The sequence below is a fragment of the Marinobacter goseongensis genome, from assembly GCF_023156235.1.
In the GTDB taxonomy this organism is placed as follows: domain Bacteria; phylum Pseudomonadota; class Gammaproteobacteria; order Pseudomonadales; family Oleiphilaceae; genus Marinobacter; species Marinobacter goseongensis.
In genome coordinates this window covers 1-1169 of sequence record NZ_JAKZAI010000079.1, presented here as the reverse complement: position 1 = coordinate 1169, position 1169 = coordinate 1, and the positions used below count along the sequence as shown (strand labels likewise).

1 protein-coding gene is annotated in these 1169 nt (G+C 51.9%); it reads left to right on the top strand.

Annotated features, from left to right (window positions below; translation table 11 throughout):
- Positions 1-75: 75 nt before the first annotated feature.
- Positions 76-1020, top strand: a complete 945-nt coding sequence (locus tag MLC70_RS18415) for an IS5 family transposase (protein WP_153741791.1) — start codon at positions 76-78, stop codon at positions 1018-1020.
- The last annotated feature ends 149 nt before the right edge of the window (positions 1021-1169 follow it).

The window sequence follows — 1169 nt, the reverse complement described above, 5'->3', positions numbered from 1 at the left end:
CTAAGGAGGCTCTGAATAAGTCTCAAAATCAGCGATAATACGGTCATCGTCAACTGCACAGGATTCGTTGCCACCATGGATCAGATCACCTTCTCCGAAGCCGAGTACCAGACCAAGAAGCGTAAAACCCGCCGCGAGATTTTTCTGGAACGGATGGACAAGCTGATTCCGTGGAAGCAGTTGGAGAAGAAGGTAGCCCTATATTACCCCAAGGGCCAGACTGGCCGGCCACCGTATCCGCTGCCGACCATGCTGCGAGTCCACTGCATGCAATTGTTCTATAACCTCAGTGATCCTGCCATGGAAGACGCATTGTATGAGATCGAATCCATGCGCCAGTTCGCCGGCCTGAAGCTGGACCGATTGCCGGACGAAACCACCATTCTCAAGTTTCGTCATTTCCTGGAGCGCCATGGCCTTGGCAAGGTGTTGTTCAAAGAGGTGAACAAGCACCTGGAGAAAAATGGTTTGATGCTGCGTGAAGGCAGCATTGTGGATGCTTCCATCATTTCTGCACCAAGCTCCACGAAGAATGAAAGCGGCCAGCGCGACCCTGAGATGCGACAAACCAGAAAAGGCAACCAGTGGTACTTTGGCATGAAGATGCATATCGGCGTGGACGATACGCTCGGCTTGATCCACAGCATCGATACCACCGCTGCCAATGTCCACGACATCGTGTCCGCCGGCAACCTTCTTCACGGTGACGAGCTGCGCGTGTTCGGTGATGCCGGTTATCTTGGCATTCAAAAGCGGGATGAGCATAAAGATCGCCAAAATGTATCCTGGTTCATTGCCAAGCGCCCCGGTTCTCGTAAAAAACTGGACGACCGAAAGCTAAAGGCCGAGAAGCTCAAAGCCAGCGCCCGGGCCAAAGTGGAACACCCATTCCGGTACATCAAGCAGGTCTTTGGCTATAGCAAAGTTCGCTATCGCGGCTTGGCCAAAAACAGTAACCGATTGCACTTGCTGGCTGCGTTCAGCAACCTGCTGATGGGTGAAAAATACCTGCTGTCGTAGGGTCAGTTCGCCTGTTTTCCGCCAAAACGGCGGGAAATAGGCAAAAATCGAACAAAACAGAGGGTGATAACGCCAAAATCGCGCTTGAATGGCTTTTTTTCGAGTTGAAAAGCGATTCAGCGATAAATCAGGCGTTAATCAGACCCTCC